At 63.6% G+C, this 7,965-nt stretch carries 7 protein-coding genes; all 7 read right to left on the bottom strand.

The window, feature by feature from the left end; all coding sequences use genetic code 11:
- On the bottom strand, positions 1 to 1,396 hold a 1,396-nt coding region (gene tsaE / locus EN964_RS17220), incomplete at its 3' end, for a tRNA (adenosine(37)-N6)-threonylcarbamoyltransferase complex ATPase subunit type 1 TsaE (protein ID WP_127276564.1).
- Positions 1,397 to 1,404: 8 nt separating this feature from the next.
- A complete protein-coding gene (locus EN964_RS17225; protein WP_127267523.1) occupies positions 1,405 to 3,960 on the bottom strand; it encodes a PAS domain-containing sensor histidine kinase in 2,556 nt (851 codons plus the stop codon).
- 199 nt (positions 3,961 to 4,159) lie between these two features.
- Positions 4,160 to 5,560, bottom strand: coding sequence for an adenosylhomocysteinase (gene ahcY / locus EN964_RS17230; RefSeq protein WP_023810629.1), 1,401 nt, complete (start codon positions 5,558 to 5,560; stop codon positions 4,160 to 4,162).
- 181 nt (positions 5,561 to 5,741) lie between these two features.
- Positions 5,742 to 6,038 carry an HPr family phosphocarrier protein gene (locus EN964_RS17235; RefSeq protein ID WP_027039963.1) on the bottom strand — a complete coding sequence of 99 codons (297 nt, stop codon included), beginning with the start codon at positions 6,036 to 6,038 and terminating at the stop codon, positions 5,742 to 5,744.
- Positions 6,035 to 6,436, bottom strand: coding sequence for a PTS sugar transporter subunit IIA (locus tag EN964_RS17240; RefSeq protein ID WP_010912939.1), 402 nt, complete (start codon positions 6,434 to 6,436; stop codon positions 6,035 to 6,037). The genes EN964_RS17235 and EN964_RS17240 overlap by 4 nt, the downstream gene beginning before the upstream one ends.
- Before the next feature lie 164 nt (positions 6,437 to 6,600).
- Positions 6,601 to 7,047: an HPr kinase/phosphorylase gene (locus EN964_RS17250; protein ID WP_164748904.1), complete on the bottom strand. Its 447-nt coding sequence runs from the start codon at positions 7,045 to 7,047 to the stop codon at positions 6,601 to 6,603.
- A gap of 32 nt (positions 7,048 to 7,079) precedes the next feature.
- On the bottom strand, positions 7,080 to 7,965 hold an 886-nt coding region (locus EN964_RS17255; protein ID WP_164775854.1), incomplete at its 5' end, for a cell wall metabolism sensor histidine kinase WalK.

Raw genomic sequence — 7,965 nt, forward strand, 5'->3', positions numbered from 1 at the left:
GATAATAGGGCTTGCCGTCGCGTTTTTCGAGACGGACGAAGATGCCGAGGATCTTGGAATTTCGCTGCGCCGCCATGATGGCGTAGGATTCCAGGAAGCTTGCCTCGTCGAAAGCGCCGGCTGCGTGGCGCGCCGCGACATAGGCATCCAGCGTCTGTTTCTCGATCTCGGGCGAGATGGTGACCCGCGCGTCCATGGCGAGCGAGGCGACGTCATAGGCGCAAGGGCCGATCAGCGCATCCTGGAAATCGACGATGCCTAGCCGATCATGCCCGGAACGGTCGCCGCGCCAGATGATGTTTGGCGAATGGAAGTCGCGCAGCATCAGCGTGACCTCGCGGCCTTGCAGCCGGTCGAGGAGCGCATTCCATTGCTTGTGGTAACCGGCGCGCAAGCTCTCGCTTGCCGGAGCGCCAGTGATTGCCGGCACGTACCAGTCGACCAGCAGATCGGCTTCGATCATCATGGCGTCGCGGTCGAAAGGCGGCACATCGTGGAAGCCGCCTTGCCCTGTTTCCAGGCGCTGCGGCCAGGCCCTGCCGTGCATCATGGCCAGCAGCTCAGCGGACGCTGCGTAACGCTCGGCCAGCGGCTGGCCATCGCCGCTGAGGAAACCTTCGGAACCAAGATGTTCGAGAAGCAGGAAACCTTGCTCCTGGTCCTCGGCATGGATTTGCGGAACGCTGACGCCGCCTTCCTTCAAGGCGCGGTCGATGGCAACGAAGGCGGAGACCGACTGAGCGGTATGCGCGATCTCGGCATAGGGCTTGCCGTCGCGCACAGGCGGACCGAGAACCAGCCGTGGCGAGTTCATCAAGACCCGAGGCTTTTGGTCCGGCAACGAAACGATCTCATAGGAGCGGGCCGAAGCATCGCCGATGAAATGGCGGCGCTGCGCTTCCCCCCAGCCGGCGTTCACGAGAAAGTCGCGCATGGCCAACGACCGTGCCGCCCGATCGAAGGCATCACCCTGGCCTGACAATCGCGCCAGCCGGCCTTCGCCATGCTGGACGAGCTCGATCAGGACTGTGGTTTTCGGCAGATGGGCTTCCGCCCGTTCCGGCCATTCGACCAAAGCAGCACCCTGCGCCAGGGCTTCGTCGAGCCCCAACTCATCGATCTCGTCCGCCGAGGACAGGCGGTAGAGATCGAAATGATGGACCGGAATGCGGGTGTCGTAGCTCTGCACCAATGTGAAGGTCGGACTCGGAACATCGAGACCGGCATCGTCGGCCAGGGTCCTGATCAAGGCCCGCGCCAGCGTCGACTTGCCGGCGCCGAGATCGCCCTTGAGGGCAAGCACGTCACCCGGGCGCAGCGACAGCGCCAGATCTTCGCCCAGCCGCGCTGTCTGGGTCTCGTCGGCGAGTAATCGCTCCAGCACCAGTCCGGTCATCGAACGCGCTACTCGGCCGCGGCGCGGATGCCCGGCATGTCTGGAAAGGTGCAGATGACGGTCGTGCCCTTGTCCTTGCCGGTTTCGATGCGAACGCTGCCGCCATGCAGCTCGACGAAGCTCTTGACGATCGACAGGCCGAGGCCGGCGCCGCGCCGGCGGCCGCCATTGGCGCGCGGCTCGAAACGGCGGAACACCGAATCGAGCACATCCGGCGGCATGCCGGGACCATCGTCATGAACCGAGAATTCCACCCCATCCGCCAGATGGCGGCAAGTGAGCCGGATGATGCTGGCTTCCGGGGCGTAATTGGCGGCGTTGCTGAGCAGATTGTAGAGGATCTGGCGGACGCGGACCTCATCGCCGTGAAACGTCTTCGGCGCCGCGATGGCGTCCACCTGGAGACTGATCGAATGCTCTTCCAGCCGGTCGGCCACCAGTTCGGCCGCAGCGGCGATGGTGCGATCGACCTGCACCTCGGAAATGTCGAGCTGCATGATGCCGGCGTCCACCGTCGCCAAGTCGAGTATGTCGTTGACGATGGTGAGCAGGACCGCGGAGGACGAGCTGACATGCTCGACATATTCGCGCTGCTTCTGCGTCAGCGGACCGGTCGTGGGCTGCGACAGGAGTTCGGTGAAGCCGATGATGTTGGTCAGCGGCGAACGCAGTTCATAGGAGACGTGCTGGACGAATTCGTTCTTGAGCTGGTCGGATTTTTGCAGCGCCTCGTTCTTGTCCTTCAGCGCCCGCTCGACATGGACGCTGTCGGTCACGTCGACGAAGGTCATCATCACCTGCCCGTTGGGCAGCGGGATCATGGCGTAACTCAGCACATTGCCGTTGTTGAGCTCGGTCTGTCCGTGGCGGTCGCGGCGCTCGTCGTCAAAGCCGGTGATGGCGGCAACGAAGCTGGGCCAGGGGCTGTCCGCGGCCTGCCGGTCGCAGAGGTCGCGTATCGTCGACACGTGGACACTGGGCTTGGCCGCTTCACCGCTCAATCCCCAGAGAGTGGCAAAGGCAGGATTCGACAGCCGGAGCCTGCCGTCGGGTCCGAACACCGCCACGCCTTCGGCAAGATTGTCGAGCGTCTCGCCCTGAACCCGCACGGCTGTCTGGTAGCGGCTTTCCAGGTCCATCTTCTCGGTCAGGTTCTCGAACACCCAGGTCACGCCGCCCTTGGGCTGCGGATTGGCGACGACGCGAATGGTCTTGCCGTCCGGCAGATGCCACCAATGTTCCTGGGATTCGACGGCGCGATAGGCGCCGAGCAGGCCTTCCTTCCAGCGACGCCATTCAGGCTGTTCGGCGATCTTGCCCTCGCTGCGCAGCCGGTCGAGCAGCAAGGCATTGTCGGGTGCGCTGTGCAGGAAGCCGGCGTCCAACCCCCAAAGCTTCTGGAAGGCTTGGTTGAAGAACCGCAGCTTCTCGTCGGTGTCGAAAATGGCGACTGCCGTGTTGAGCTGGTCGAGCGTGTCGGCGTGGCTTCGCACCGTCCGTTCGTATTCGCCGCGAACGGCCTCAATGGCACTGGTGTCACAGGCAAGGCCGGCCGAGCCATCGCTGCCGGCGAAATCGGTGACCGCGAACACACGGCGGTCACCTTCGATCACGGTGGACAGCGACTGCTCGAAAACCGGATGCGTCTTGTGCTGGGCGGCAATCGCATCGCGCGCCTGGCCGCCGAGGAACTCTTTTTTCTCCCGGACCGCGGCTTCGGCATTTTCGGCTTCGACGGCATCGGCATAGGCGCGGTTGACCCACTTCAGCCCGCCGTCCTCGCCGCGGAGCCATGCCGGCATGTTCAGCGCGTCGAGCAGGCCGATCATCGTGTCGTGGTCGGCGGCCAGCCGCTGGTTCTCGATCTTCAGCCTGGCCTGGCTGCGCTGCGTCTCCGAGAGCGAGACGAAACGCACGAGCACATGCGCGGCACTCTTGCGGCCATGCACTTCGAGCGGCGCACCGGCCTGCGATTCGATGACGAGGTCGAAGGGTTTGGCCTTCTCGCGCAATCCCGCGACGGCATGTTCGAGTGCCGCCGCCGAACGCGGCATCAGCCAGCGGCCGAAAGCGAGAAAAGCGGCCCTATCTTCGGGAGCGCCGCTTTCGACGGGCAATGTGCCGATAAGCTCGGGCTTCTTGTTTTCAGCGGCCCAGACGACGACGCGCTGGTCACGCAGATTGAGCAGCGCCTCGGAGCGGCGGAGCGCCGCGTTGATGTCGGCGAGGCGGCTCCTGAGTTCGACATTCTCCGCCGAGGTGCGGGCTCTTTCGCGGATGAGAACGATGGCCGATATCAGTGCGGCACCCGTCACGCCGACGAACACGGCAAGCTGCATGACCTCGATGGCGCTCACCGACAGTCCCGCGACGCTGGCAGCAGCGGTTTCGGCATGCGCGACGGCGCCAGCCAAGGGGCCCGCGAGCGCGGAGGTGGCAAGGAATGTCGACGCACGGGCGCGCCAGGACAGGCTCCCGCCTTCCAGGGCGGAGCCAGCAATCCCCGAATCGTCATGGCCGCCGGAAACGGCCCGTCCCGCTCTGTGCGGGTGTTGCCCCGGCATGTCTTGGTCCTCTCCGCCGCCTGAATGCAAGACCGCCCTGATGCGTGCCTCTCTTGACCCTCTCGGGCTGGAAGCATCGCCGAATCACCTGACAATAACCCCTCGCCGAATCGCCGTGAAGGCTGATGGCGCGCAAAAATAAGGCCGGGCGAAAAGTCAATCGCCCGGCCTCAATATCTGGTAGCAATTTTAGCTTTGGTTAATAGCGGTAGTGTTCCGGCTTGAACGGACCCTGCGGCGTGACGCCGATATAGGCGGCTTGTTCACCCGACAGTTCGGTCAGACGGGCGCCGAGCTTGTCGAGATGCAGGCGCGCGACCTTTTCGTCGAGATGCTTGGGCAGGACATAGACCTGGTTCTCGTACTGGCCGGGCTTGGTGTAGAGCTCGATCTGCGCCAGCACCTGGTTGGTGAAGGATGCCGACATGACGAAGCTCGGGTGGCCTGTGGCGTTGCCGAGATTGAGCAGCCGCCCTTCCGACAAAAGGATCATCCGCTTGCCGTCCGCGAAGGTGATCATGTCGACCTGCGGCTTGACGTTGGTCCATTTCAAATTGCGCAGCGCGGCGACCTGGATCTCATTGTCGAAGTGGCCGATGTTGCCGACGATGACCATGTCCTTCATCGAGCGCATATGGTCGAGGGTGACGACATCCTTGTTGCCGGTGGTGGTGATGACGATGTCGGCGGTGGGGGCCGCATCTTCCAGCGTGACGACTTCAAACCCGTCCATCGCCGCCTGCAGCGCGCAAATCGGATCGACCTCGGTGACCTTGACGCGGGCGCCGGCGCCCTTGAGCGAGGCCGACGAGCCCTTGCCGACGTCGCCATAACCGCACACGACAGCGACCTTGCCGGCCATCATCGTGTCGGTGCCGCGGCGGATGCCGTCGACCAGCGATTCCTTGCAGCCATATTTGTTGTCGAACTTCGACTTGGTAACCGAGTCGTTGACGTTGATGGCGGGGAAAGGCAGCAGGCCCTTCTTCTGCAGCTGATAGAGCCGGTTGACGCCGGTGGTCGTCTCTTCGGTGACGCCGCGGATCGCCGCCTTCTGCTTGGTGAAGAAGCCGGGCGAAGCCTTCAGGCGCTTCTTGACCTGGGCATAGAAGTATTCCTCTTCCTCGCTCTGCGGGTTGGACAGCACGTCCTCGCCGGCCTCGGCGCGGGCGCCGATCAGGATGTACATGGTGGCATCGCCGCCATCATCGAGGATCATGTTGGAGAGGCCGCCATCGGCCCACTGGAAGATCTTGTCGGTGTAGTCCCAATACTCCTCGAGCGACTCGCCCTTGACGGCGAACACCGGGATGCCGGCTTCGGCGATGGCCGCGGCCGCATGGTCCTGGGTCGAGAAGATGTTGCAGGAGGCCCAGCGGATATCGGCGCCCAGTTCCTTCAGCGTCTCGATCAGCACCGCCGTCTGGATCGTCATGTGCAGCGAGCCGGTGATGCGCGCACCCTTGAGCGGCTGCTTGGGACCGAATTCCTCACGGCAGGCCATCAGGCCCGGCATTTCGGTTTCGGCGATCTCGAGTTCCTTGCGGCCCCAGCCGGCAAGCGAGATGTCGGCGACCACATAGTCCTTGCTACCCGTCATGGCAGTACTCCGATGCGAATGTTGTGCTTGCGAATTTGTTGCGGACACGCCCGCGCCGGTCGGCGCGTCGAAGGGCGCGAATTGCCGGCCTGACTAGCAGATCGGAGCAAGGACGACAATGGGATATAAAGAAATCTTTATCCCTGCATGTCTCTCAGACACGCATCGGCGCTCTACCTGATCAGCATTCCTCGCCAAAGCGGGACGCCACCAGCTGCTCCAGGGCGTCGATGACCTGCCGGGCTTCCGGTCCGCTGGCGGTGACGCGGATCGAATAGCCGGGGCTTGCCGCCAGCATCATCAGGCCCATGATCGAGGTGCCGCCGACCTTGACGCCATCCTTCTCGACATGCACCGAGGCATCGAAGCCGCTGGCCAGCTGGACGAACTTCGCCGAAGCGCGCGCATGAAGGCCACGTTGGTTGATGATGGGAAAATCCCGGACAATTTGGTCTTTTTCCGGGGACAGCGCGGTCATTTGCTGCTCAGGAGCTGGCTGGCGACATTGATGTATTTGCGGCCGGCGGCCTGAGCCTCATCGAGCGCGGCGGCCATATTGTCGCCCTTGCGGATCGAGGAGAGCTTGATCAGCATCGGCAGGTTCATGCCGGCGATCACCTCGGTGCGGCCGGACTCCATCACCGAGATGGCAAGGTTGGAGGGCGTGCCGCCGAACATGTCGGTCAGCACGATGACGCCCGCCCCGGTATCGACACGGGCAACAGCGTCGACGATGTCGCGGCGACGCTGCTCCATATCGTCGTCGGCACCGATCGCCACGGTTTCGAAATTGTCTTGTGGCCCGACGACATGTTCGACGGCATGTCGGAACTCGGTGGCCAGTTGACCGTGCGTTACAAGCACGAGTCCGATCATTCTTTGGTGGCTCCCGTCATCGCCGCTTCACAGGCGCATTTTATGCTCGCCAGCCAATCCAGGCGGCGGGAGCGCTATCTTGTCGACGCACGGCCCGTTGACAAGCCCAAAATTGCGCAGGCACATGCCATTTTGACGCATTGCAGCAAAAAACCCGGAACGGATCATAGAAAAGGCGCGATCGACAGCCGCGCCATCACGACCGGCAAGGCGGCAGCGACGTTGCGTTCGACCGCATCGATACGCGGCACCCGACAGCCGGCGATGCTGGTGTCGGCATCCTCCTGAAAGCGTGCCGTTTCACCGGCCGGCGTCAGGCGGACATGCAAATCGACGATGGCGGCGGGCTCGAACGGCACCGCTCGCGGCCCGAGCCCAGGCACCTCGACGAGGCCTTCTATGATGGCGGGAGCGCGGCAGAGAAGCCGCCCGGCATGCACCTCGACAAAGAGCTGATCGTCACCGACGAGCCGCGAGAACAGGCCGCGATGGCGACAATGGTCGATGAGCGCCAGCGCCAGCGTCGTCTTGCCCGAACCGGAGGCTCCGGTGACGAGAATGCCGCGCTCGCCGATCAAAACCATTGTCGCGTGAATGTTTTCAGGCTGCACGGCTGGACCAGGCGTGGTTGGGATTCATGCTCTCAGCCTTCGGCCGGCAATGTCACCACAAAGCGTGCGCCCTTGATCTCGCCGGGTTTGGTGCCGGGGATGTTCTCGGCGGTGAGCGTGCCGCCATGGGCCTCGACGATTTGCCTGGATATCGACAGGCCAAGCCCCGAATTCTGGCCGAATGCCTCGCCGGCCGGCCGGTCGGTGTAGAACCGTTCGAAGATGCGGTCGATGTTGTCGGCCCGGATGCCGGGGCCATTGTCGTCGACGGTGACGATGTTGAACTTGCCGGCACGCGCCAGCGACAGGCTGATGTGGCCATGATCCTCGGGAACGAAGGAACGGGCGTTCTCGATCAAATTGGTGATGACCTGGCCGATGCGAAGATCATGCCCGACGACGACGTAGCCTTTGACGCCTTGCGGCAGTTTGGCCGCCTTGAACTCGATCTCGACCGCCTTCTTGTTGCGCGTCGCTTCGCGCGAAACGGCGACCAGATCGGTGATGAATTTCTTCAGGTCGACCGTCCCGGCATCTTCACGCGCGAGCTCCGCGTCCAGGCGCGATGCGTCGGAAATATCGGTGATGAGCCGGTCCAGCCGCCTGACATCGTGCTGGATGATATCCATCAGCCGGCCGCGCGAATCGTCGTTCTTGGCCAGCGGCAAGGTTTCCACCGCGCTGCGCAGCGACGTCAGCGGGTTCTTCAACTCGTGCGAGACATCGGCCGCGAAGCTTTCGATCGCCTCGATGCGGGCGTAGAGCGCGTTGGTCATGTCGCGTATGGCGATCGACAGATTGCCGATCTCGTCCTGGCGGTCGGAAAAATCGGGGATTTCCTCACGGCTCTTGACGCCGCGCCGCACCCGCACCGCCGCCGCCGACAGCCGGCGCAGCGGATTGGCGATGGTGGAGGCA

It is taken from the genome of Mesorhizobium sp. M7A.F.Ca.CA.001.10.2.1 (assembly GCF_003998575.1).
Classification (GTDB): domain Bacteria; phylum Pseudomonadota; class Alphaproteobacteria; order Rhizobiales; family Rhizobiaceae; genus Mesorhizobium.

What these genes read in the sequence shown, in the direction of transcription:
- EN964_RS17225 (WP_127267523.1), bottom strand. Translation starts at nt 3,960, where the DNA reads ATGCCGGGGCAACACCCGCACAGAGCGGGACGGGCCGTTTCCGGCGGC.
- ahcY (WP_023810629.1), bottom strand. Translation starts at nt 5,560, where the DNA reads ATGACGGGTAGCAAGGACTATGTGGTCGCCGACATCTCGCTTGCCGGC.
- EN964_RS17235 (WP_027039963.1), bottom strand. Translation starts at nt 6,038, where the DNA reads ATGACCGCGCTGTCCCCGGAAAAAGACCAAATTGTCCGGGATTTTCCC.
- EN964_RS17240 (WP_010912939.1), bottom strand. Translation starts at nt 6,436, where the DNA reads ATGATCGGACTCGTGCTTGTAACGCACGGTCAACTGGCCACCGAGTTC.